We start from the raw sequence: 22,945 nt of genomic DNA on the forward strand, positions 1-22,945 counted from the left end.
CTGCTTCCACGGTACGCCCGTCGTTCCCGGCGGAGGAGACCGGGGCACGAATGGCGTCGTCCGACATGCGCCGTATGGCCGACCGCCGGAGACTGGGCACACACGCGCACGAGGAGGCGACGATGGGTTGGTTGTGGGCGATCATTGTGGGCTTCGTCCTGGGCCTGATCGCGAAGGCGATCCTCCCGGGGAAGCAGCAGATCCCGCTGTGGCTGACGACCGTGTTCGGCATTGTCGGAAGCGTGCTCGGCAACGCGGTCGCGACCTGGATCGGGGTCAACGACACCAAGGGCATCGACTGGACCCGTCATCTGCTCCAGCTCATCGGCGCCGTCGCCGTGGTGGGCGTGGGCGACATGCTGTGGGCCTCGATGAGAGGCAACAAGCAGCGCACCTGAGCACCCACCCGGCCATGACATGACGGAGGCCCGGTCCACGCGGACCGGGCCTCCGTCATGACGTACGGGGTCAGCCGGTGAACTCGATCGCCGCCAGGTTCTTCTTGCCCCGGCGCAGCACCAGCCAGCGGCCGTGGAGCAGCTCGTCCGCCGACACCTCGGCGTCCTCGGCGGTCACCTTGACGTTGTTCACGTAGGCGCCGCCCTCCTTCACCGTGCGGCGGGCGCCCGACTTGCTCGGCGCGAGACCGACCTCGGTGAACAGGTCCACCACGAGGCCGAGCTCCGAGACCCGCGCGTGCGGCAGCTCGGAGAGGGCCGCGGCGAGGGTCGACGCGTCCAGCTCGGACAGCTCGCCCTGGCCGAACAGCGCCTTGGAGGCGTCGATGACGGCCTGGCACTGGTCGGCGCCGTGCACCAGGGTGGTGAGCTCCTCGGCCAGCGCCCGCTGGGCGGTACGGGCCTGCGGCCGCTCCGCCGTCAGCTTCTCCAGCTCCTCCAGCTCCTCGCGGGACTTGAAGGACAGGATCCGCATGTACGTCGAGATGTCACGGTCGTCCACGTTCAGCCAGAACTGGTAGAACGCGTACGGCGTGGTCATCTCCGGGTCCAGCCAGACGGCGCCGCTCTCGGTCTTGCCGAACTTGGTGCCGTCGGCCTTGACCATTAGCGGGGTCGCCAGCGCGTGGGCCTGCGCCTCCGGCTCAAGCCGGTGGATCAGGTCCAGGCCCGCCACCAGGTTGCCCCACTGGTCGGAGCCGCCCTGCTGGAGCGTGCAGCCGTAGCGCCGGTACAGCTCCAGGAAGTCCATGCCCTGGAGCAGCTGGTAGCTGAACTCCGTGTAGCTGATGCCCTGCTCGGACTCCAGGCGGCGGGCGACGGAGTCCTTGGTCAGCATCTTGTTGACCCGGAAGTGCTTGCCGATGTCCCGCAGGAACTCGATCGCCGACAGGCCGGCGGTCCAGTCCAGGTTGTTCACCATGACCGCGGCGTTCTCGCCCTCGAAGGAGAGGAACGGCTCGATCTGCGAACGCAGCCGGTTCACCCAGTTCGCGACCGTCTCGGGGTCGTTCAGGGTGCGCTCGGCGGTCGGCCGCGGGTCACCGATCTGGCCGGTGGCCCCGCCGACCAGCGCCAGCGGCCGGTGCCCGGCCTGCTGGAGCCGGCGGACGGTGAGCACCTGGACCAGGTGGCCGACGTGGAGACTGGCCGCGGTCGGGTCGAAACCGCAATAGAACGTGACGGGACCGTCCGCGAGGGCCTTGCGCAGGGCCTCTTCGTCGGTGGACTGGGCGAAGAGCCCACGCCACTTCAGCTCGTCGACGATGTCGGTCACGTCGTCCGTCTCCTCGGTGATGAATGGCTGGAATGGTTGTCCCGCCCAGTCTAGGCGGGTCAGACGCCCTTGCTGACCGAGCTCATGTTGAAGTCGGGCACCCGCAGGGCGGGCATCGCGGCCCGGGTGAACCAGTCGCTCCACTCGCGCGGCAGCGTCTTCTCCGTCCGGCCCGCCTCGGTGGCCCGCGACAGCAGGTCCACCGGGGACTCGTTGAACCGGAAGTTGTTCACCTCGCCGACCACCTCGCCGTTCTCGACGAGGTAGACGCCGTCCCGGGTCAGGCCGGTGAGCAGCAGCGTCGCCGGATCGACCTCGCGGATGTACCAGAGGCAGGTCAGCAGCAGACCCCGCTCGGTGGCCGCGACCATCTCCTCCAGGGAGCGCTCGCCGCCGCCGTCCAGGATCAGGTTCCCGGCTCCGGGCGCCACGGGCAAGTGAGTAAGGCCCGCGGTGTGCCGGGTGGTGATCAGATGGGCCAGCTTCCCGTCCCGTACCCAGTCCACCGGGGAGATCGGCAGGCCGTTGTCGAAGACGGACGAGTCGTCGCCGGAGGAGTGGGCGATCACGAACGGCGCGGACTCCAGGCCCGGCTCGTTGGGGTCGCTGCGCAGGGTCAGCGGCAGCGGCGAGAGGGTCTCGCCGAGCCGGGTGCCGCCGCCGGGCTTGGAGAAGACCGTACGGCCCTCCACCGCGTCCCGGGCCGTGGAGGACCACAGCTGGTAGATCAGCAGGTCGGCGACGGCGGTCGGCGGCAGCAGCGTCTCGTACCGCCCGGCGGGCAGCTCGATCCGGCGCTCGGCCCAGCCCAGCCGGACGGCGAGCTCGGCGTCGAGCGCGGCCGGGTCGACGTCCTTGAAGTCGCGGGTCGAGCGCCCGGCCCACGCGGAGCGCGAGCGGTCCGGCGACTTGGCGTTGAGCTCCAGGGTGCCCTTCGGCTGGTCGTGCCGCAGCCGGAGTCCGGTGGAGGTGCCGAGGTAGCTGGAGGTGAGCTCGTGGTTGGCGAATCCGTACAGTTCCCGGCCGCCGGCGCGGGCCCGGGCGAAGGCCTCGCCGAGCGCGGGCGCGAAGGCGTCGAAGACGGCGGAGGTGGTCTCGGCCGGCGCGTCCGTGAAGTCGGGCGACGCGGCCACGCCGGTCACCAGCGGCTGCGCGTCCTCGGCGGGCCCGGCGGCGCGCGCGGCCGCCTCGGCCTCGCGGACCAGCGGCTCCAGGTCGGCGGCGGTCACCGCCGAGCGCGAGACCACACCGGAGGCGGTGCCCTGGGCGCCGTCCACGGTGGCGATCACGGTGAGGGTGCGGCCCCGGGTGACGCCGTTGGTGGTGAGCGTGTTCCCGGCCCAGCGCAGATTGGCCGAGGACTCCTCGTCGGCGATGACGACACAGCCGTCCGCGCGGGACAGCTCCAGGGCCTTCTCGACGATCTCGTACGGCTTGCTGACGCGGCTCATCGACCGGCCTCCTGCGTCGTGTTCAGAATGTTGACGCCCCGGAAGAGGGCGGACGGGCAGCCGTGCGACACGGCGGCGACCTGGCCGGGCTGGGCCTTGCCGCAGTTGAACGCGCCGCCGAGGACGTACGTCTGCGGGCCGCCGACCTGCTCCATGGAGCCCCAGAAGTCGGTCGTCGTCGCCTGGTACGCGACGTCCCGCAGCTGCCCCGCGAGCCGCCCGTTCTCGATGCGGAAGAAGCGCTGGCCGGTGAACTGGAAGTTGTAGCGCTGCATGTCGATCGACCAGGAGCGGTCGCCGACCACGTAGATGCCCCGCTCCACGCCCCCGATCAGGTCCTCCGTGGAGAGCCCGCCCGGATCCGGCTGGAGCGACACGTTGGCCATCCGCTGCACCGGCACATGGCCGGGGGAGTCGGCGAAGGCGCAGCCGTTGGAGCGCCCGAGCCCGGTCAGCTTCGCGATCCGCCGGTCCAGCTGGTAGCCGACGAGCGTGCCGTCCTTCACCAGGTCCCAGCTCTGCCCCGCGACGCCCTCGTCGTCGTACCCGATGGTGGCGAGCCCGTGCTCGGCGGTGCGGTCGCCCGTCACGTTCATGATCGAGGAGCCGTACGCCAGCTTGCCCAGCTGGTCGAAGGTGGCGAAGGAGGTGCCCGCGTACGCCGCCTCGTAGCCGAGGGCGCGGTCCAGCTCGGTGGCGTGGCCGATGGACTCGTGGATGGTGAGCCACAGGTTCGACGGGTCGACGACCAGGTCGTAACGGCCGGCCTCGACGCTCGGCGCCCGCATCTTCTCGGCGAGCAGCCCGGGGATCTCGTCGAGCTCCTTGTCCCAGTCCCAGCCGGTGCCCGTCAGATACTCCCAGCCGCGCCCGACCGGCGGCGCGATGGTCCGCATCGAGTCGAACTCGCCGGTGGTCTCGTCGACGGCGACCGCGGTGAGCGACGGGTGCAGCCGGACGCGCTGCTGGGTGGTGACGGTGCCCGCCGTGTCCGCGTAGAACTTGTTCTCGTGCACGGTGAGCAGCGAGGCGTCCACGTGCGCCACGCCGTCGGCCCGCAGCAGCCGCGCGCTCCAGTCGGCGAGCAGCCCGCTCTTCTCCTCGGCGGAGACGGTGAAGGGATCGATCTCGTACGAGGAGACCCACACCTTCTCCGCGTGCACGGGCTCCTCGGCCAGCTCCACGCGCTCGCTGGACCCGGCCGCCGCGATCACCTTCGCCGACAGCTTGGCCATGGCGACCGCCTGCGAGGCGACCTTCGCCGCCCCGTCCATGGTGAGGTCGACACCGGAGGCGAAGCCCCAGGCCCCGCCGTGCACCACCCGCACCGCGTACCCGAGGTCCGTGGTGTCCGAGGACCCGGACGGCTTCGCGTCCCGCAACCGCCACGAGGCGCTGCGCACCCGCTCCAGGCGGAAGTCGGCATGATCGGCACCGAGCGCGCGAGCCCGCGCGAGCGCCGCGTCGGCGAGTGCCCGCAGGGGCAGCGCTGTGAAGGAGGGGTCGATGTCGTGGGCCACGGGCGGCCTCGCTCTCGGCGATCGATGATGTGGTGAGGGTGGGTGACCGGTGTGGAAAGTCAATCACGGGTCGAGCGGGGGCATCTTCCACGCGTCGCCATCCGTGTCGTGTCCGTCACCAACAGGATTTCGGGTGCCGGGTGTTGGAGGGTCCGGAATAGTGCGTTGGCATAGCCGCCGTCTTCATAGGATGAGATGATCCAGCGCATGCAGGGGTGGGTGAACGAAGCCAAGATCTGGCTTTCCTCGCTGGACGAGGACGGCTTACGGTCGCTGTTGGCCTGGCATCAGTGCTTACGGGGCGACAAGCACAACCACAGGTCGGGCAAACCGGTCCGACGGACCCCGCCCTCACGTCGTGAACTGAACGCGGCACGTGTGCGGATCGCAAGGTCGCAGCCGTCCCAGGTGACGGCAATCGTCACCTGTGGCCTCAGCTGGGCGGCCGGGGCGCTGCGAGACGAGTACGGCTTCGCCGAGAGCACCCTCTCCACCCCGACGCTCGACGACCTCCGCGCCATGCTCAAGGTTCTGGATCCGCCCCTCGCGCGTTGCGCGCTCTACGGGATGCTCCTCCCGGAAGCGGGCGAACTTCCTGCGGCTCCGCTCGCCAAGGCGCACCATGCCGTGCTTCGGGCTGCCGCCGACAGCGAACCCGAGGTTGTGGACACACCTCATGATGGGCCGTCGTCCGGCCCCCGCGCCTCCCGGCCGTCCGTGAACTCTCCATGCTCCGAGAGTGAGGAACCTGCTCGCATGCCCGTACGTGAACCCGCATCAGACCACGTCAGCGACCTGGCCGATGCGCTCGACGGGCTGAAGAGCGCCGGAGAGCGACTGGCCGAAGGCCTGCGATCGGCCGCGGACCACGTGGCGGTGGGCCGACTTCCCCTGGGAGACCTCGCCGAGGGAATCGCGGACTGGACCGCCGACCGCGAGCGGCTCACGGAGCTTCTGGCCGTGGCGGGGATTACCTGGGGGCCTGGCGACGGGCATGCTGCGGCAGGGGCCGAGCTGGACCGTGTACGGAGGGAACGCGGAGAGCAGATCGAAGCTCTGCGCCGCAAAGCCGGCAAGTACGCGGAGCTGCTGGAACTGGCCGACGACGGCGAGGAGGCGTCCGATGTCCGCCGCCAGCTGGACCGTATCCGGACGCAGCTGCGCGGACTCGGTGCGGCGGTGGAGGCCACGGAGCCCGGGGCATCCGAGGGGGCCGGCGAAGCGGAGGGAGTGGACCTCCCCGCCGAGCCCGCCGAAGCCCTGGACCCCGGCAACGCCCTGCCGATGCCGATTCCGGTGCCCGCTCAAGAGCTGTCATCCGCACCCGTGAGTGAGCAGACGGCCGAGCCCTCGGGGCGGACCCTCGCATCCGACCAGCCGGGGAAGGCCTCCGTACCGCAGCAGCCCACGGGGACGACGGGGCACGGCACTGGCGACGCCACGCCGCCCGGCACGGCCTGGGCCCCGCACCGTTCCCCGGCGCGCGTACATGTCGACGCATCGGCGATCGAGGCCGTTCGCAGGGCGGTCGAGCCGCCCGTCGTGGTGGCTGTACCTGTTGCGGGCACGGATTCGGCCACCCCCGCACAGGCCGAGCCGGCGGCCGAGGCGAGCGATTCGGACGAGTCGTGGCCCGACGGCTTCCGGGCGCCCGACTGGGACCCGTCCGCGCCCTGGGACACCGGAGCCGAACCGCCCGTGCGTCGGCTGCTGTGCGAGGGCCGGATCGCGGAGGCGTACTGGATGACCGTCGCCGCTCGCGAGAACGACGTCAGGGCACGCGCGCTCGCCTTTGCCGCCGCGGCCTTCGACTGTGTCTCGGACAGCGAGGCCACCCCCGTCCAGATGGCGCACGAACTCGACCCCGCCCTCGTCGCCCAGGACCGCGAGGCGCATCTGGTGGCCTTGGTGGCCGCCCTTCGCACCGGGCTGACGGCGCGCTGGCCGCATGCTCTGATAGGCGGTTCCACCATGCCGCCGGGGCTCACCACCCCCTGGCAGCACCTGTTGGACGTGCTCGTCGCCGCTGTCCTCGGCGGCCGGGTCTTCGAACCCGGCATGCTCGAGGACAGCGGCGAGGACCAGGCGGTGGCGACGAGGGAGGAGATCGGGCAGACGGCGCGCCAGCTCCTCGATGATCTCCCCCGCCGCAAGATGAAGTACCAGCGGGCGTCACAGGTGCTCCAACACCTCTTGGGCCCTTCGGGCATGGTGCGACAGGCGCTCCAGGAAGTCGCCGAGTGGTCCGAGCGGAGCCCGGAGCAGTACGCCGGTACGCCACGCTTCCGTGAGCTGGGCGAGCGACTGTGGCGTGCCGAAGAGATCGGCCGCATCATCGAGGACACGGACGCACTCTTCCGGACGTCCAAGCAGGCGAAGGAGCCGATCACCGCGGGTGCGCTGCGTCAGCTGCACGCCGCGTGCCGGTCCGTCGGTGAACTCCTGATGCGGGCCGAGGCGGCACACACGGCTTCCCGCCCCTATCAGGGCGTGAGCGAACGTGGCGTCCCCGAGCTGGCGTCCGCACTGCGCGACCTCGTCGACGAGCCCGCGCCGGCCGGCGCGGGCGGCGGCGCCCTGGCACTGCTGCGGGCCTGGCTGACCGGCGACCATGTGCGGTTCCCGCACACGGAGACCGCTGCCGACCGGCTCCGCGAGGACGGTGGACTCGTCCCGTCGTCCGACTGTCTGCTCCCCTTGCCGGACCTGCCCCGTGACCGCGAGGGAGAACCGGACCTCTCCCACCCGAGGGTTGCGCGGCGAATCGCCGCGCTGATGGCACCGGTGAATGGCGAGTTCGCCTTCGCCCGCTATCTCGACGACGGTGAGCTCCACCTCGCCAGGGCCCTGGCAGCCCTTGTCGAGAAGGACCCGGAGGCGTACGGATGCACCGACCCGGAATGGGCCGACGCCGCGGCTCGCCGGCTCACGCAGGCGCACGAGGACTGGCGGAGGGCGGTGGTCCAACGGCACCGCGCGGCAGCGGGTCTCCTCGCCCAGATGCGCACCTTGAACCAACTCACCGCCGACCAGGAACGCGAATTCGTCGGCCGTCTCGAGCAATACGCCGACGGAGAGGAACAGGGGAGGTACCGCCTCGCCGTCGAGTCCCTCCGGGACCTGGAGACCGAACTCGTCCGGCTCGTGGAGGACTACACGCATCAGCTGCGTGAGAAGCTCACCCAGCTGCGCGCCCGCCCCGGGCAACCGCTGTCCGCGGCCGACCACGATCGGATCGAGCGCCTGATCGACGAAGGGGACACGGTCACCGCGCAGGAGTTCCTCGCCCTGGCCATCGGCAACAGCCCCCTGCCCGAACGCCCGGCGGACGACGGTTCGGAACTCGCGGCGTTCCTGACCGGCGTGACGGCGCCCGACGCGCCCAAGGCGGGCGGGGAGGGCGTCGGCGCCGACTGGTGGGCCCGGCACTACGGCGGCCCGGACAACACCCTCACCCGCCTCGCCGACACGGCCCTGGAATCGTGGGCGGCCCTGTGCGCGCCGCAGGGCCGAAGCTACGAGTGGAAGCAGCACCTCGCCCGGGTGCTGCGCCTGCTCGGTCTCGACCCCGCGCAGGAGCAGGTCGTCGCCGAGAAGATGGCGCTGGGCCAGGGCATGCGCCGCTTCAAGGTGCGTGCCAAGGTCGCCGAGCGGGCGGGCTATGTCGCGGCCCTCGGCTCGCGCGCATCCTCGTACACGGTCCTGCTCGTCTGGGAGGAGCAGCCGGCCGACGGACCTCTGGCCCATCTGGAGGACGCCGACGTCGGTGCCAACATCGTCCTGTATCTGCACCCGCTCGGTCTCGAAGGCCGGAGGGGGCTCGCCGAGTCCGCCCGCTCCTCCGCGCAGCAGGCGCTGGTCGTGGACGCGGCGGTCATGGGCTGGATGGCCGCCCGTGCTCCCGGTGCGTTCCGCTCTCTTCAGCGGGTGACCCTTCCCTGGGCCGCGTACAACCCGTACACCCCGTTCGTCGCCGGACTCGTTCCTCCCGAGGTGTTCTACGGGCGTGACGTGGAGTTGCGTGAGGTGATGAGCCGCGACGGCGGCATGTTCCTCTACGGGGGGCGTCAGCTCGGCAAGTCGGCGCTGCTGCGCAGGGTCGCCGAGATCTTCCCCAGCCGGTCCGATGCCCATGTGGCGGTGTACCTGGACCTGCTCAAGGCCGAGATCGGCCATGCGGAGGCACCGGAACGGATCTGGAGCCGGCTGGTCGAGGATCTCAAGCGCAAGGGGGTGTTCAACCGGAAGATGTCCGAGCAGGCCAGCCCCGATGTCGTCGTCCGCAACATCCAGAGCTGGCTCGACGAGGACGACACCAGGAGGATCCTCGTGCTCGCGGACGAGGCCGACGCGTTCCTCAACACCGATTCGCGGCGTGCCTTCCGGGTCGGGAGCGAATCGACGTTCCCCAACGTCGGACGCATGCAACGGCTGATGGAGCAGACCGGACGACGCTTCAAGATCGTCTTTGCGGGTCTGCATCAGGTCCAGCGTTTCGGCCACCTCTCGAACGTGTCGACCGTACACGGCGGCCCCGACGTGCTCGTCGGTCCGCTCGGCACGCAGGCGGCCGTACGGCTTGTCACCGAGCCCATGGCCGCCCTGGGACACTTCTTCGAGCGGCCCGAACTGGTGTGGCGGATCCTGGCCATCACCAACTATCAGGCCAACCTGGTACAGATCTTCTGCCGCGAGCTGGTGCGGGTCCTGCACGATCGCCCGTACGCCTTCTCCGGTGGCCCGGACGGTTCGGTGAGGATCACGGAGGAGGACGTTCAGCAGGTCGCCGCGTCCGAGACCGTGCGACGGCAGATCGCCGAGCGGCTCCGCTTCACCATCAACCTGGAGGACCGGTACAGGGTCCTCGCCCTCGTCATCGCGCTGCGCAGCATCAAGCACGGATACCGGGGTGACTACTCGGCCAGCGAACTCCTTCAGGAGGCCAGGGAGGCATGGCCGGAGGGTTTCGAGATGCTGAGTGCCCAGCAGGCGCAGATCTTCCTCACGGAGATGGTCGGTCTCGGCCTCCTCGTCCAGCTCGGCGACCGCTCCCGATTCGCCGTCCGCAGCCCCAACGTCGTCAATATGCTCGGTACCCGAGAGGAACTCGAACTCGAACTGAGCGAGACCGATTTCGGCCTGCCGTACGACTACAACCCACGGGTTGCCCGGCGCATTCTCGGCCGCGACGCACGGCACGTGCAGATGTACAGCCCGCTCACCGAGGAGCAGCTCCACGAGACCGCCCAGCCTGGCGTCAGTCTCATCGGCACCACTGCCCTGCACCGACCCGAACTGGTCGGGCGGGCCGTCACCGCCTTCGCCGAGAACCGGGGTGTCGAGGTCGTCGCGTACCGCCATGGCGAAGACCTCACGGGGCTGCTCAAGAGCCGGGGCCGCAAGGCCCATGTGATCACCGCGGACATGCGCGGCGCGAGCCTGGACGAGTTGCGCGAGGCTGTTCGCTCCATGCTCGTTCATGCCGGCCCGGCAGCGGACCGGCTGGTCACACAGACCGAGCCGCGCACCAGTGGCAATGAGAACCGGGCCGTAGTCGTGGTCGCCGACGCGGCCGGTCTCGGCGCGCTGACCGCCGACGAAGGCCAAGACGAGCTCGCCGTCCGGTGGCTGCGTCCCCGCCGCTGGACGGCTGACGCCCTGCGCGCGTGGTCGGAGTGCCCCTTCGTCTCCCGGGAGGACCGCGACCGGCTCATCGCGGTGACCGGCGGATGGCCGCAATGGATGGAGATCGCGGTGACGGACGTGTCCGTACACGGCGCGACGCTGGAGAACGCCGTCGAGCGGATAAGGGACCTCATCGCCAACCCGCGCAACATCGACGAGCACCTTCGCCGTTCCGGGCTCGATGCGCGGGACCTGACTCTTCTCGCCGCCTGGACGGGGTACGTGGAGGAGGGGCAGGGCGTTCCCCTCGACGACGTCCAGGCTGCCGTCGAACTGCCTGAAGCGGATACTCACACATGGATCAATCACCTGGATCAGCTCGGCGTCCTCGACGACACGACTGAGGGTTTCGCGGTGGAGCCGGTCACCTACCGCGCGATCCGTGCGCGGGTGGCCGCAGAGGAAGGCTGACGTGGGCCGCGCACGACGCGATGCGCCGACGCCGGTGCCCGCCGAGTCCGGAGGCGCATCGCCCGCAGCCGACCCGCCTGTGGTGGAGCTGCCCGGTGTTCGAGGGCAGCTTCGCCGCATCGCCGCCGACCTGGCCTCCGGGCTCAGCTGTCTCTGGCTGGTGACGGACGCCGCAGTCGATTCGGGGCTTGCCGACGAGCTGTACGAGGCGGCGCTGGCAGGAACGCCGTTGCGCATCGACGTACCAGCTCCGGACACCACGGCGGCCGTGGCCCCGGTGGCCGATCCGGGCACCGGGACGGCGTCGGCACAGGCGGACTGGTGGACGGACACCGACTCGCTGCCCTATCTGGAACTCCCGGACAGCGGCTTCGATCTCGACCTCGGCTGGTCTGCCGACCTGCTCCCGGCCCGGGTTCCCGGCCCGCGCCGGGAGCGCGCGCATTCCCGGCACAACCCTCAGAGCCTGCTGGGGAGGCTCGGCAAGGAACTGTCCGTCGGGGCGGACCAGGCAGTCACCCGCCTCGTCGCACTGGAAAGGGAACGGCGCCCGCTCGTCGGTGTACGGGCCTGGACGGAGACGGACACGCCCGCGCCGGAACAGACCCAGCCGCCGGGCCAGGGACCTCGGGGCACCTCCGTCGCACATCTCTTCCAGTCCCTCGCCGCAGAGATCAAGGAAGCCGGCCTCGCCCCCGGTGAACGCCCACGTCTCCTGGTTGTGGCCCGCCTCCGAGACCTGCCGGAGTCCTTGCCGGACGAACTCGGCAAGGCGTACGGCGACACCGCCGTGCACTGGTGGTGGGGCACGCTCGGCCGGCTCGACACCGCCACCTTCATAGCGCCCCTCCTCGACCACCGGCCCGCCGGTGCGAGCAAGGGGCGAGATCCGTCGGCCGAGCGGATCCGCCGTGCGGTCCGAGCCGAGACCATCGTCGAGGTGTGCGGGCCCGACCTCGACCTCGCCCGGCGCCTGGTCCAGGAGTGGGACGGCACCCAGGACACGCTGGAGGTCGTGCTGGAGCGCTGCCTCGCCGCCGGTCCGGGATCCCGCCCCGACTGCCCTCGGCTCGATCGGGTGGGTGCTCTGCCCCGACCGGGCCCCGATCTCCGCCTGGCCTGGGCAGGCGACGCCATCGTCTCCTGGGAAGGCCGTCTGCGCCTTCATGTGGCGAGCTGGCACCCCGCCGGGGACGGAGGTCCGGCGGCCCTGCCCCGAGAGGAATCCCGGACGCGGCTGACGGCCCTGATCTCGCAAGCGCAGCAGCGTGTCCTTGTGCCGTGGATCGAAGAGGCCAGGCAGCGCGTCGCTGTCCGGGCACTCGGCCACCTCACCCGTCCGCCCTGGACCGTCGTCTCCCAGTACGCCGACCGACCGCCCGCGATCCTGGACACGATGCCTGAGCGCGCCTTCCTCGAGCTGCAGGTGGGCGAACTGCTCAAGGCGTACCGCGGCGGCGCGCTCGCACTGCCGACGGACGACGCTCGGCTGCTGCGACTGCTGGTCACATCCCGCAACGTGCTGGCCCACCGCTCCGTTCTCTACGACCGCACCCTGGATGAGCTGTGTGCTGCTTTGTCCCAGGCTGATCTGCGCACTCCGTAGACTCGGGGACGTGACTGAGGGCCGACGTCGGCTGTAGGGATCCGACAGGACACCCGTGCACCCACTGTCGGAGGTCGATTCCTCATGCGGGCGGTGGGACCGATAGGTTTTCGGCATACCAGACCGCTATCGAAAGGGTGATCCGTTGAGCCGCTCGGTTCTCGTCACCGGAGGAAACCGGGGCATCGGCCTCGCCATCGCCCACGCGTTCGCCGAGGCCGGCGACAAGGTCGCGATCACGTACCGCTCGGGCGACCCGGCGGAGCTGGAGAAGGCCGGCTTCCTGGCCGTTCGCTGCGACATCACCGACTCCGAGCAGGTCGACCAGGCGTACAAGGAGATCGAGGAGAAGCACGGTCCGGTCGAGGTCCTCGTGGCCAACGCCGGCGTGACGAAGGACCAGCTCCTCATGCGCATGTCCGAGGAGGACTTCACGTCCGTCCTCGACACCAACCTCACCGGCACCTTCCGGGTCGTGAAGCGTGCCAACCGCGGCATGCTGCGCGCCAAGAAGGGCCGCGTCGTGCTGATCTCCTCGGTCGTCGGTCTGCTCGGCTCGGCGGGGCAGGCGAACTACGCCGCCTCCAAGGCCGGCCTGGTCGGTTTCGCGCGTTCGCTCGCCCGGGAGCTGGGCTCGCGCAACATCACCTTCAACGTCGTCGCGCCCGGTTTCGTCGACACCGACATGACCGCCGTCCTCACCGACGAGCAGCGCGCCGGCATCGTGTCCCAGGTACCGCTGGGCCGTTACGCGCAGCCCGAGGAGATCGCCGCCGCGGTGAAGTTCCTCGCCTCGGACGACGCCTCGTACATCACTGGAGCCGTCATCCCGGTTGACGGCGGATTGGGCATGGGTCACTGACATGAGCGGAATTCTCGAGGGCAAGCGCATCCTGATCACGGGTGTGCTGATGGAGTCCTCCATCGCCTTCCACGCCGCGAAGCTGGCCCAGGAGCAGGGTGCGGAGATCATCCTCACCGCCTGGCCCCGGCCGACGCTGACCGAGCGCATCGCCAAGAAGCTGCCGAAGCCCGAGAACGTGAAGGTCCTGGAGCTCGACGTCTCCAACGACGAGCACCTCGCGCGCCTGGAGGGCCAGGTCCGCGAGCACCTGGGCGACCGCATCGACGGTGTCGTGCACTCCATCGGCTTCGCCCCGCAGGACGCGCTCGGCGGCAACTTCCTCAACACGCCGTTCGAGTCGGTCTCGACCGCCATGCACGTCTCGGCCTTCTCGCTGAAGTCCCTGACGATGGCGCTGCTGCCGCTGATGAGCGAGGGCGGCTCGGTCGTCGGCCTCACCTTCGACGCCAAGTTCGCCTGGCCGCAGTACGACTGGATGGGCCCGGCCAAGGCCGCCCTGGAGGCCACCAGCCGTTACATGGCCCGTGACCTGGGCAAGCAGAACATCCGCTGCAACCTGGTCTCGGCCGGTCCGCTCGGCTCGATGGCCGCGAAGTCCATCCCGGGCTTCGGCGAGCTGGCGAGCGTGTGGGACTCCCGCTCCCCGCTGGAGTGGGACCTGTCCGACCCGGAGCCGGCCGGCCGCGCCATCGTCGCGCTGCTCTCCGACTGGTTCCCGAAGACCACCGGCGAGATCGTCCACGTGGACGGCGGTCTGCACGCGATCGGCGCCTGACGCCTCCCCGCAGTGCTCCGAAGGGGCCGGACACCCGCCGCGCGGCGGGTGTCCGGCCCCTTCGCCGTTCCGCAACCCGGGCCCGAGTCGAAAAGTCTGGCGAATCACCGCAGACTGGTCGAAGCGTGACGTTCGGAGTGTGACATTCCGGCTACCGACAGGCGTGCCGACAGACCGACGGCGAGCCACGGACGGGCCACGGACGGGGAGGAGGTACGCACATGCGCGCGCTGTACTCCCGGGCCCCGGCCCTCCTCTCGGCCGCCGCGCTCCTCGCGAGCCTGGCCGGTCTCGCCATAGCCGCAGAGGTACGGGCCGCCCCCGCACCCGCCGAGGACGCGCCCCGCTCGGCCCCCGCGGCCGATCCGGACGAGACCGTCGGCGCCTCCTGCCGCACGGTCGTCGAGGGCTCCTCGGTCACCGCCCACTGCCAGAACCCCTTCCCCCGCACCGACCGCGTCCGCCTCCACGTCGAGTGCGACCGCTGGTGGGACGTGGACAGCGACAGCGCCCCGGTCGAGGTCGGCCCCGCCGACTACGCCCAGGTGTCCGGCCGCTGCTGGAAGGAGGTCCGCTCGGCGTGGATCACCCACGAACCGGCGGCTCCGGGCTCCTGAGGCACAGGAACGGATAGCTCGCCGCCTCGGCCGCCGCCCGCTCGGCGTCGCCCGCGCGGACCGCCTCGACCAGGCGCGCGTGGTCCATGTGGTTCTCCGGCCGCAGCTCCCGGCCGACGTCGCCGCGCAGCCACTCCCGCAGCACGTGCCCGAGGTCCGCGTAGAGCTCGGTCAGCACCTCGTTGTGCGAGGCGACGACCATCGCGTGGTGGAAGGCGGCGTCGACCGTCACGAACTCCTCCGCGTCGCCCGACTCCCACGCCTCCTCGCGCCGCGCGAGCAGCGCGTCCAGCTGCTTCAGGTCCCGGTCCGTGCGCCGCTGCGCGGCCAGCCGGGCGGCCGAGGACTCCAGGGTCGAGCGCAGCTCGGCGACGTCCCGGGGGTCGGAGCCGGCGAACCTGCGGTGCATGACCCCGGCCAGCTCGCTGGTCGCCACCACATAGGTGCCCGAGCCCTGCCGGATGTCGAGCAGCCCGTTGTGCGCGAGCGCGCGCACCGCCTCGCGGACGGTGTTGCGGGCCACGCCCAACTGCTCGACGAGCTCCGGTTCGGTCGGGATCCGGGTGCCCACCGGCCACTCGCCCGAGGTGATCTGGTTCCGCAGCTGGGTGATCACCTGATCGGAGAGCCCGGCACGCCGGGGATGGCCGAGCGCCATGGGTTGCACCTTCCGTCGTATCGGATCCCGCTCCATGGGGGACGGGTCGTTCGAGATTGAAAGATTGGACAACCAATCATCCCATGATTCTATGATGCTTCCATGCCTGACGAGCCGCAGACCCTCGCCCCCACCCCAGAGGCCGCCCCCACCGAGACCCGCCCCCGCGCGGGCACCGCCGAAACCGTCGCGCCCGCCGGCCCCGCCCGCTGGCTCACCGGACTCGTCGCCGTCGGACTCGTCCTCGCGGCGGTCAACCTGCGCCCCGCCATCACCAGCCTCGGCGCCCTCCTCGAAGAGGTCCGCGACGGGCTCCACATGAGCGGCAGCGTCGCCGGCGTCCTCACCTCCGTACCGCCGCTCTGCTTCGCCGTCTTCGGCATCGCCGCCCCACGCCTCGCCCGCCGCTTCGGCCCCGCGGCCGTGGTCTGCGCCGGCATGGGCGCCATCTTCACCGGCCTGCTGCTGCGCCCCTTCGCCGGCTCCACCCCGGCCTTCCTCGCCGCCAGCGCCCTCGCCCTCATGGGCATCGCGCTCAGCAACGTCCTGATGCCGGTCATCGTCAAGAAGTACTTCCCCGACCGCGTCGGCAGCATGACCGGCCTCTACTCCATGGCCCTCGCCCTCGGCACCTCCCTGGCCGCCGCCGCGACCGTGCCCATGACCGAGGCGATGGGCGGCGATTGGCGCCTCGGGCTCGGCGTCTGGGCGGGCCTCGCGGCCCTCGCCGTGCTGCCCTGGCTCCCGCTGCTGCGCGACCGCTCCATGACCGCGCCCGGCGGGCCCGCCCTCGCACCGGCCGCCGCCGAACCCGCCGCCGCGCCCCGGGTCACCCGGAGCCGCACCGCCTGGGCCCTCGGCGTCTTCTTCGGACTCCAGGCCACCGGCGCGTACATCACCATGGGCTGGATGCCGCAGATCTTCCGCGACGCCGGTGTCCCCGCCTCGACGGCGGGCGTGCTGCTCGCCGTCACGATGGTCATGGGCGTTCCGCTCGCCTTCGTCATACCCCGGCTCGCGACCCGGATGAAGAACCAGGGCCCGATCGTCGTCGCCCTCGGCCTGTGCGGCCTCACCGGCTACACCGGACTCGCCTTCGCCCCCGCCGCCGGCGCCTGGCTGTGGGCCCTGCTCCTGGGCGTCTCCAACTGCGCCTTCCCGCTCGCCCTCACCATGATCGGGATGCGCTCGCGGACCGGCGCCGGCGTCGTGAAGCTGTCCGCCTTCGCGCAGAGCGTCGGCTACCTCATCTCCATCCCCGGACCGCTCCTCGTCGGCATCCTCTACCAGCACAGCGGCGGCTGGGGGCTGCCCATCGCGCTGATGGCCGGCCTGATGATCCCGCAGATGATCGTGGGCAGCCTCGCCGGCCGGGACCGGACGGTCGAGGACGAATGCTGAGATGCGAGACTGATCCCATGCCTGTACTCGAACCGAACCCCCAGAACGGCCAGAAGAAGTTCCTCATCGTGCTCGGCGCGATGCTGGGCATCACCGCCGTCATCGCCGTGATCGCCTCCATCGCCTCCCCCTGACCCGGGCCGTCGTCGTCGGGCGGACAGGGGTGGGACACCGGGTGGGGTGGTGCTAGCCCCCCTGTCCCCTAGGGGGTAGGTGTCAGGGTGAAGTGGGTGGCTCACCTGATGGGCCGAAGGCCGCGCGCTCCGTACGTTGGAGACATCGCGGAGAACGGCTCCGCACAGTGACTCTGACCCACGGAGGCGGCCATGTCGGCGCAGACCCACACCAGCAGCCGGAGGGACCTCGTTCGCGCGTCGGCCGGTGTCGACACCCGGCTGCCCTGGTGGGCCCTCGCCCTGCCCGTGCTCGCGTTCGTCGCCCTCTTCCTCCTCATAGCCGGTCCCGAGCAGGCGCAGGCGGCGAGCGGCGAAGCCGTCGTCGGACGCGTCCTGGAACAGCTCCAGCAGACGCTGTCCCTCTGAGGTGTGCCCCGGGACGCTCTCCGAGTCAACACGGCCTGATTCGTGCGAAGCTGTGGAGATGAGCGTCGACACACCCCGCAGGATCGTGCTGTTCCGACACGCCAAGGCCGACTGGCCGCAGACCTCCGACCACGAGCGGCCGCTCGCCGACCGCGGCCGCACGGACGCCCCCGTCGCGGGCCGCCGCCTCGCCGCATCCGGTGTCTCCCTCGACCTGGCCCTGTGCTCGACCGCGGCCAGGACCCGCGAGACCTGGAAGCTGGCCGTCCAGGAGCTCCCCGAGCGCCCGAAGACGGTGTACGAGGAGCGGCTGTACGAGGCCTCCCTCGGCGAGCTCATCGCCGTGGTCAACGAGACCCCCGACACGGTGAACGGCCTCCTGCTCATCGGCCACAACCCCGGGATGCACGCCCTCGCCGACGCCCTGTCCGGCGAGGTCGAGGGGGACGCCCTCGCCCGCATGAGCCGCAGCGGCTTCCCCACCTCCGCCTTCGCCGTCGTGACCTTCAACGGCTCCTGGAAGTCCGTCGAGCACGGCGTGGGCACCCTGACCGACTTCTGGACCCCGCACGACTGAGCCCCCGGCGCCGGTACGCGAAGGGGCCCGGCCGTCGACCGACGACCGGGCCCCTTCCCGTACGCGTACCGCTCAGTGGAGCAGGTCCCCCGTGCCGCCGTCCGCGGCCTCGACCTCCTCGCGGGTGATCCCGAGGAGGTAGAGCACGGTGTCCAGGAACGGCACGTTGACCGCGGTGTCCGCCGCCCGGCGCACCACCGGCTTGGCGTTGAACGCCACCCCGAGACCGGCCGCGTTCAGCATGTCCAGGTCGTTGGCGCCGTCGCCGATCGCGACGGTCTGCGCCAGCGGCACCCCGGCCTCCTCGGCGAACCGGCGCAGCAGCCGCGCCTTGCCCGCCCGGTCCACGATCTCTCCGGTCACCCGGCCGGTCAGCCGCCCGTCCACGATCTCCAGGGTGTTGGCCTGGGCGAAGTCGAGCCCCAGCTTCTCCTTGAGGTCGTCGGTGACCTGGGTGAAGCCGCCGGAGACGACCCCCACCTGGTAGCCGAGCCGCTTGAGGGTACGGATCAGGGTGCGCGCCCCCGGGGTCAGCCGGACCTCGGAGCGGACCTTGTCCACCACCGAGGCGTCCAGACCGGCGAGCAGCTCCACCCGGGCGTGCAGCGACTGCTCGAAGTCCAGCTCGCCGCGCATCGCCGCCTCCGTCACCTCGGCGACCTTGTCCTCGCAGCCCGCGTGCGCCGCGAAGAGCTCGATGACCTCGTCCTGGATCAGGGTCGAGTCGACGTCCATGACGACGAGCCGCTGGGCCCGCCGGTGCAGTCCGGCCGAGACCACGGCCACGTCCACGCCGACCGAGTGGGCCTCGGGGGCCAGCGCGGTGCGCAGCGGCTCGGCCTCACAGCCCGAGACGGCGAACTCCACCGCCGTCACCGGATACTTGGCGAGCCGGAAGATCCGGTCGATGTTGCCGCCGGCCTCCGTGATCCTGGCCGCTATGGCGGCCGTCTGCTCCGCGGTCAGCGGGTGCCCGAGCACGGTGACGTGCGAGCGCCCCTCACCGCGTGGCCGGTTGTCGCCCGTGCCCGAGATGATCTCGGCCTGGAGCTTCATGGACTCGGCCCAGCTGTGCACGGTCGCGCGGAGTTCGCCCTGCGAGGCGACGGTCGGCTCGGTGACGAGCGCGCACAGGACGAGCCGGCCGCGGGAGACGACCTGCTCGATGTCCACGACGTCGACGGAGTAGGCGGCGAGGGTGTCGAAGAGTCCGGCGGTGATCCCGGGACGGTCCTTCCCGAAGATCTTGACGAGAAGCGTGGGAACGTCCGCGGCGGCGAGGTGCGCGGCGGGATCGTCCGAGGTGGGAACGTCTGAGGTCTGCGATGCGCTCATGGTGCGTCCACCGTATCGGGCACCCCGTGCCACCCGGCCCCCCGTCCCGCCTGCCGGACACCCGCGTGGCCGCAGGCTTGTCACGGGGGAGTCCGCCGTGCGGGTACCGGGGTGTGCCCCGTGCGGGTTGCGCAAGCTCTTCACGCGGCCCGACTTTCGGATACGGCCCAGGGCCTGAAATAGTTCCCCCGGATGTTCATCATCCCTGGGCTCCCGAAGACGGGGGTACCGCGGGGGACAAGTAGTGGGGCGTGGAGTGCCAGAACTCGTACTGGAATTGAATGGAAGGACCTGGACCCTCGATCCGTCCAGGTCGTACACCCTCGGCCGCGATCCCCAGGGCGACCTGGTCATCGACGACGCCAGGGTCTCGTGGCGGCACGCCACCATCAGCTGGGGCGGCCGGAGTTGGGTCATCGAGGACCACGGCTCCACCAACGGCACGTTCGTGCGGGGCCAGCGGGTCCACCAGGTGGAGATCGGCCCGGGCTCGGCCGTCCACCTCGGCAACGCCACCGACGGCCCGCGGCTGAATCTCGCCGCCACCGGCGCACCGGCCCCGCAGCAGGCCGCCGCACCGGCCCAGCAGGCCCCCGCGCAGCCCGCGCACCAGGCGCAGGCCGCCGCCCAGGCGGAGTGGGCCACGCACCAGGCCCCGCCGCAGCAAGCACAGCAGCAGGCCCAGCACCAGGCCCCGCCGCAGGGCTGGCAGCAGCCGCAGCAGCAGGCCCCGCAGCAGGCCCCGCAGGGCGTCCCGCACCAGCAGGCTCCGCACGCCCAGCCGCCGCAGCCGCAGGTCCCGCACCAGCAGGCCGGCCCGCAGGGCGCGTACCCGGTGCACGGCGACCGCAGCCCCACCACCTTCCACCAGCTCGACCTCGGCCATGTCATGCGCATCGGCCGTGGCCTGGAGAACGAGCTGGTCGTCTCCGACCTCCAGGTCTCGCGCCAGCACGCCAAGTTCCAGGCGACGCCCGACGGCCGGTTCGAGATCACCGACCTCGGCTCGCACAACGGCACGTATGTCAACGGTCAGCCGATCGCCAAGGGCGGCACCGCCCTCATCGGCCCCAACGACATCGTCGGCGTCGGCCACTCGACCTTCCGGATCGTCGGCAACCAGCTGGAGGAGTTCGTCGACACCGGCGACGTCTCCTTCTCCGCCCGCCACCTCACGGTGACGGTCGACGGCGGCAAGCAGATCCTCAAGGACGTCACCTTCGGCGTCCCGGAGAAGTCGCTGATCGGCGTCATCGGCCCGTCCGGCTCCGGAAAGTCCACCCTCCTCAAGGCGCTGACCGGCTACCGCCCGGCCAACGAGGGCGACGTCCTCTACGACAACCGCAGCCTCTACAAGCAGTTCGCCGAGCTGCGCCAGCGCATCGGTCTGGTCCCGCAGGACGACATCCTGCACAAGGAGCTGACCGTCCAGAAGGCGTTGCGCTACGCGGCCAAGCTGCGCTTCCCCGGCGACACCGCCGAGGCCGAGCGCGAGGCCCGCATCGACGAGGTGCTGCGCGAGCTCAAGCTGGACATCCACAAGGAGAAGAAGGTCACCTCCCTCTCCGGCGGCCAGCGCAAGCGCGTCTCCGTCGCCCTGGAGCTGCTGACCAAGCCCTCGCTGATCTTCCTGGACGAGCCGACCTCCGGCCTCGACCCGGGCATGGACCGCGATGTCATGCAGCTGCTGCGCGGCCTCGCCGACGACGGCCGCACCGTCCTCGTCGTCACGCACTCGGTGGCCGAGCTCGGCCTGTGCGACAAGCTGCTCGTGATGGCGCCCGGCGGCTCGGTGGCGTACTTCGGCCCGCCGGAGGAGGCGCTGAACTTCTTCGGCTACTCCACCTGGGCCGACGTCTTCTCCGCCTTCGAGAACTACCGCGACTACGACTGGGCGGGCCGCTGGAAGGGCTCGCAGCACTACCAGATGTACGCGGCCGAGATCGACGCCGTCGCCGCCCAGCCGGTCCAGCTGCCGCAGCAGGCCCAGCAGGCGCTGGCCCGCCCGCCCAAGCCGCAGGGCTGGGGCTCCCAGCTGTGGACCCTGATCCGCCGCTATGTGTCGGTGATCGCCTCCGACCGGGGCTTCCTGGCCCTGATGGTGATCCTGCCGGCCGTGCTCGGCGCGGTCTCCGTGGTCATCCCGGCCGACTTCGGCCTCGGCAAGCCCGTCGCGCCGTCCCGCTTCAACGGCGACGCCGGCACGATCATGCTGATCCTCGCGGTCGGCATGTGCTTCTCGGGCGCCGCCAACTCCGTACGAGAACTGATCAAGGAACGGGTCATCTACGAGCGGGAGCGCGCCACCGGCCTGTCCCGCTCCGCGTACCTGATGTCCAAGGTCATCGTCCTCGGCGTGATCACCGCCTTCCAGGGCGTGATCATCTGCGGCATCGGCTTCTCCACCCGCGAGCTGCCGGAGGAGGGCCTGTTCATGCCGCCGGCGATCGAGCTCTGCATCCAGGTCATCGCCCTCGGCCTGACCTCGATGATGGTCGGCCTCGTCATCTCGGCCCTGGTGAAGACCGCCGAGAAGACCATGCCGCTGCTCGTCATGTTCGCGATCATCCAGGTCGTGTTCACCGGCATCCTCTTCCAGGTGTACGGCTCGCCCGGCCTGGAGCAGTTCGCCTGGCTGATGCCGTCCCGCTGGGGCATCGCCGGCGCCGGCACCACGCTCGACCTGGCGCACCTGATGCCGCCGTGGGACCACAAGAACCCGGACAACCTCGACGCCCTGTGGGAGCACTCGGCCGGACAGTGGGGCATCGACCTCGGCATCCAGCTGCTCATGGCCACGATCTGCTGCGTGCTCGTCGCGCGGCTGCTGCGCCGCCACGAGCCCGAGGTCATGCGCAAGTAACGGCCACGGCCACGGCCGCGAGGCCACGCCCGAAGGGCGGCACCCCGTGCGGGGTGCCGCCCTTCGGCATGTGCGGGGGCGCGGAGCGGGAGGCTCAGTACGCGCTGTTGACGTTGTCGATCGAGCCGTAGCGGTCGGCCGCGTAGTTGCAGGCGGCGACGATGTTGGCGACCGGGTCGTACTGGTCGAACTTGGTGCCGGGGATGTGGTACGCCTTGAAGGTCGGGTAGATGACCTGGAGCAGACCCTTGGACGGGACGCCGTTGATGGCGTTGATGTCCCAGTTGTTGATGGCGAACGGGTTGCCGCTGGACTCGCGCATCACGTTCTTGTGGATGCCGTTGTAGGTACCCGGGATGTCGTGCTTGTCCATGATGTAGAGCGCCTCGCGGATCCAGCCGTCGAGGTTGTTCGCGAAGACCGGCGCGCGGACGGCGGCGCGGCTCGCGGCCGCCTTCGCCTCGGCGCGCTTCTTGGCGTCGGCCTTCGCCTTGGCCGCGGCCTTGGCCTTCGCGTCGGCCTTCGCCTTGGCGTCCGCCTTGGCCTTCGCGGCGGCCTTGGCGGCGGCGTCCTGCTTGGCCTTCAGCTCGATCGTGGACTGCTGCGAGTCGAGGCTGGCGGCCAGAGCCTTGGCCTGCGGGCTGTTCGCGTCGTACGACCAGGCGACCTGCTGCGTGTTCGCCAGGGCCTGGGGCTCGGTCTCGGTGGCGCCGCCGTTGCCCGGGACGAGGGAGATGCCGACCGCTACGGCGCTGAGCGCGGCGACGCCGGCGATCGTGGCCTTGTGGGTCTTCTTCAGACCACGACTGTGGCCAGGGGTCTTCGCAGACATGCGGCAGTACCTCTTCGAATCGCAGGGGGTCGCTCAGGCCGGGCGGCACTGCGCCTGCTTCGGCGGCGACGGA

17 protein-coding genes are annotated in these 22,945 nt (G+C 70.8%); 11 read left to right on the top strand and 6 right to left on the bottom strand.

The window, feature by feature from the left end; translation table 11 throughout:
• Positions 1 to 122: 122 nt before the first annotated feature.
• Positions 123 to 398 (top strand): GlsB/YeaQ/YmgE family stress response membrane protein, encoded by a 276-nt coding sequence (locus tag ABTZ54_RS20290; RefSeq protein WP_351665026.1) that lies wholly within the window; start codon positions 123 to 125, stop codon positions 396 to 398.
• Positions 399 to 468: 70 nt separating this feature from the next.
• Here the strand turns inward: ABTZ54_RS20290 and tyrS are convergent, their stop codons facing one another.
• From tyrS to ABTZ54_RS20305, 3 genes are read right to left on the bottom strand one after another with little or no spacing between them, the layout of a single operon-like run.
• Positions 469 to 1,734 (bottom strand): tyrosine--tRNA ligase, encoded by a 1,266-nt coding sequence (gene tyrS / locus ABTZ54_RS20295; protein ID WP_351665028.1) that lies wholly within the window; start codon positions 1,732 to 1,734, stop codon positions 469 to 471.
• Between the two features lie 59 nt (positions 1,735 to 1,793).
• The gene (locus ABTZ54_RS20300) at positions 1,794 to 3,185 is read right to left on the bottom strand and encodes a metallopeptidase TldD-related protein (RefSeq protein WP_351665030.1); all 1,392 of its coding nucleotides are present in this window, start codon (positions 3,183 to 3,185) and stop codon (positions 1,794 to 1,796) included.
• The gene (locus ABTZ54_RS20305; protein WP_351665032.1) at positions 3,182 to 4,705 is read right to left on the bottom strand and encodes a TldD/PmbA family protein; all 1,524 of its coding nucleotides are present in this window, start codon (positions 4,703 to 4,705) and stop codon (positions 3,182 to 3,184) included. Before ABTZ54_RS20305 ends, ABTZ54_RS20300 begins: the two co-directional genes overlap by 4 nt.
• A gap of 195 nt (positions 4,706 to 4,900) precedes the next feature.
• Between ABTZ54_RS20305 and ABTZ54_RS20310 the strand changes: the two genes are divergently transcribed.
• From ABTZ54_RS20310 to ABTZ54_RS20330, 5 genes are all read left to right on the top strand, one after another.
• Entirely contained in the window at positions 4,901 to 10,801 is a 5,901-nt protein-coding gene (locus ABTZ54_RS20310) for a hypothetical protein (RefSeq protein WP_351665034.1), read from the top strand.
• 1 nt (position 10,802) lies between these two features.
• Positions 10,803 to 12,407: a hypothetical protein gene (locus ABTZ54_RS20315; RefSeq protein ID WP_351665036.1), complete on the top strand. Its 1,605-nt coding sequence runs from the start codon at positions 10,803 to 10,805 to the stop codon at positions 12,405 to 12,407.
• Between the two features lie 145 nt (positions 12,408 to 12,552).
• The gene (fabG, locus tag ABTZ54_RS20320; RefSeq protein WP_351665038.1) at positions 12,553 to 13,269 is read left to right on the top strand and encodes a 3-oxoacyl-[acyl-carrier-protein] reductase; all 717 of its coding nucleotides are present in this window, start codon (positions 12,553 to 12,555) and stop codon (positions 13,267 to 13,269) included.
• Between the two features lies 1 nt (position 13,270).
• Positions 13,271 to 14,047, top strand: coding sequence for an enoyl-ACP reductase FabI (fabI, locus tag ABTZ54_RS20325; protein WP_046907964.1), 777 nt, complete (start codon positions 13,271 to 13,273; stop codon positions 14,045 to 14,047).
• Positions 14,048 to 14,268: 221 nt separating this feature from the next.
• Entirely contained in the window at positions 14,269 to 14,664 is a 396-nt protein-coding gene (locus ABTZ54_RS20330) for a hypothetical protein (protein WP_351665040.1), read from the top strand.
• On the opposite strand, the gene ABTZ54_RS20335 is transcribed toward ABTZ54_RS20330, so the two are convergent.
• Positions 14,633 to 15,322 (bottom strand): FadR/GntR family transcriptional regulator, encoded by a 690-nt coding sequence (locus tag ABTZ54_RS20335; RefSeq protein WP_351665042.1) that lies wholly within the window; start codon positions 15,320 to 15,322, stop codon positions 14,633 to 14,635. The two genes, ABTZ54_RS20330 and ABTZ54_RS20335, sit on opposite strands and share 32 nt — an antisense overlap.
• A gap of 102 nt (positions 15,323 to 15,424) precedes the next feature.
• Here ABTZ54_RS20335 and ABTZ54_RS20340 point away from each other — a divergent pair, with 102 nt between their 5' ends.
• From ABTZ54_RS20340 to ABTZ54_RS20355, 4 genes are all read left to right on the top strand, one after another.
• Positions 15,425 to 16,723, top strand: a complete 1,299-nt coding sequence (locus tag ABTZ54_RS20340; protein WP_351665044.1) for a CynX/NimT family MFS transporter — start codon at positions 15,425 to 15,427, stop codon at positions 16,721 to 16,723.
• Between the two features lie 17 nt (positions 16,724 to 16,740).
• Complete coding sequence (locus ABTZ54_RS20345; protein ID WP_351665046.1) at positions 16,741 to 16,857, top strand: SGM_5486 family transporter-associated protein; 117 nt, start codon at positions 16,741 to 16,743, stop codon at positions 16,855 to 16,857.
• Between the two features lie 192 nt (positions 16,858 to 17,049).
• The gene (locus tag ABTZ54_RS20350; RefSeq protein WP_351665048.1) at positions 17,050 to 17,265 is read left to right on the top strand and encodes a hypothetical protein; all 216 of its coding nucleotides are present in this window, start codon (positions 17,050 to 17,052) and stop codon (positions 17,263 to 17,265) included.
• 58 nt (positions 17,266 to 17,323) lie between these two features.
• Entirely contained in the window at positions 17,324 to 17,842 is a 519-nt protein-coding gene (locus ABTZ54_RS20355; RefSeq protein ID WP_351665050.1) for a SixA phosphatase family protein, read from the top strand.
• Between the two features lie 72 nt (positions 17,843 to 17,914).
• On the opposite strand, the gene serB is transcribed toward ABTZ54_RS20355, so the two are convergent.
• Positions 17,915 to 19,177, bottom strand: coding sequence for a phosphoserine phosphatase SerB (serB, locus tag ABTZ54_RS20360; protein ID WP_351665052.1), 1,263 nt, complete (start codon positions 19,175 to 19,177; stop codon positions 17,915 to 17,917).
• A 244-nt stretch (positions 19,178 to 19,421) separates the two neighbouring features.
• Here serB and ABTZ54_RS20365 point away from each other — a divergent pair, with 244 nt between their 5' ends.
• Complete coding sequence (locus ABTZ54_RS20365; protein ID WP_351665054.1) at positions 19,422 to 22,040, top strand: ABC transporter ATP-binding protein/permease; 2,619 nt, start codon at positions 19,422 to 19,424, stop codon at positions 22,038 to 22,040.
• A 94-nt stretch (positions 22,041 to 22,134) separates the two neighbouring features.
• On the opposite strand, the gene ABTZ54_RS20370 is transcribed toward ABTZ54_RS20365, so the two are convergent.
• Entirely contained in the window at positions 22,135 to 22,872 is a 738-nt protein-coding gene (locus ABTZ54_RS20370; RefSeq protein WP_351665056.1) for a transglycosylase SLT domain-containing protein, read from the bottom strand.
• Between the last annotated feature and the right edge of the window lie 73 nt (positions 22,873 to 22,945).

This window comes from Streptomyces sp. NPDC094032 (genome assembly GCF_040303965.1).
Taxonomy (GTDB): Bacteria; Actinomycetota; Actinomycetes; order Streptomycetales; family Streptomycetaceae; genus Streptomyces.

Coding starts and splice junctions, on each gene's coding strand:
- serB (WP_351665052.1), bottom strand. CDS start 19,177: ATGAGCGCATCGCAGACCTCAGACGTTCCCACCTCGGACGATCCCGCC.
- ABTZ54_RS20310 (WP_351665034.1), top strand. CDS start 4,901: ATGATCCAGCGCATGCAGGGGTGGGTGAACGAAGCCAAGATCTGGCTT.
- fabI (WP_046907964.1), top strand. CDS start 13,271: ATGAGCGGAATTCTCGAGGGCAAGCGCATCCTGATCACGGGTGTGCTG.
- ABTZ54_RS20345 (WP_351665046.1), top strand. CDS start 16,741: ATGCCTGTACTCGAACCGAACCCCCAGAACGGCCAGAAGAAGTTCCTC.
- ABTZ54_RS20300 (WP_351665030.1), bottom strand. CDS start 3,185: ATGAGCCGCGTCAGCAAGCCGTACGAGATCGTCGAGAAGGCCCTGGAG.
- ABTZ54_RS20335 (WP_351665042.1), bottom strand. CDS start 15,322: ATGGCGCTCGGCCATCCCCGGCGTGCCGGGCTCTCCGATCAGGTGATC.
- ABTZ54_RS20340 (WP_351665044.1), top strand. CDS start 15,425: ATGCCTGACGAGCCGCAGACCCTCGCCCCCACCCCAGAGGCCGCCCCC.
- ABTZ54_RS20355 (WP_351665050.1), top strand. CDS start 17,324: ATGAGCGTCGACACACCCCGCAGGATCGTGCTGTTCCGACACGCCAAG.
- ABTZ54_RS20330 (WP_351665040.1), top strand. CDS start 14,269: ATGCGCGCGCTGTACTCCCGGGCCCCGGCCCTCCTCTCGGCCGCCGCG.
- ABTZ54_RS20350 (WP_351665048.1), top strand. CDS start 17,050: ATGTCGGCGCAGACCCACACCAGCAGCCGGAGGGACCTCGTTCGCGCG.
- ABTZ54_RS20370 (WP_351665056.1), bottom strand. CDS start 22,872: ATGTCTGCGAAGACCCCTGGCCACAGTCGTGGTCTGAAGAAGACCCAC.
- ABTZ54_RS20290 (WP_351665026.1), top strand. CDS start 123: ATGGGTTGGTTGTGGGCGATCATTGTGGGCTTCGTCCTGGGCCTGATC.